Raw genomic sequence first — 424 nt, 5'->3', positions numbered from 1 at the left:
CCTAGGGCGTGGACTCAACGTGTCGCAGCCAAATCCTTAGGGAGGCGAGGGTAAGAGTTGCGAGGAAGTTTCGACCAAGCTTGTCGAAGCGGGTAGCGGCCCTGCGGAACTGCTTGAGTTTGCAGAAGAAGCGCTCGATGCGGTTTCGCTCGCGATAGAGATCTGGCGCGACAAATCTCTTTGCCTTTACGTGCCGACGGGTCGGGATGTGAGCACACCCGCCAGTCTCGGCAACAAGGGCGACGAACGGCCAACTGTCATAGCCTTTGTCGGCGACAAGCGCCTTTGCTGGCGCCAGCCCTTCGATCAGTTGCGGGGCGAATGTCTTGTCGGATGCCTTTCCCTCCGAGATGAGGAGACGGATCGGCAGGCCGTCTTGATCGACGAGCGCGTGGACCTTGGTACTCAGTCCGCCATGAGAACG

The 424-nt window shown here is 59.7% G+C and carries 1 protein-coding gene; it reads right to left on the bottom strand.

Features of this window, described 5'->3' with window-relative positions; genetic code table 11:
- Position 1 precedes the first annotated feature (1 nt).
- Positions 2–424: IS5 family transposase (locus AC04SH_RS34985; protein WP_488578090.1), on the bottom strand; the 423-nt coding region annotated here is incomplete at its 5' end.

Source organism: Mesorhizobium sp. CNPSo 4688 (genome assembly GCF_057784295.1).
This window is presented reverse-complemented; position numbering and strand designations above follow the sequence as displayed.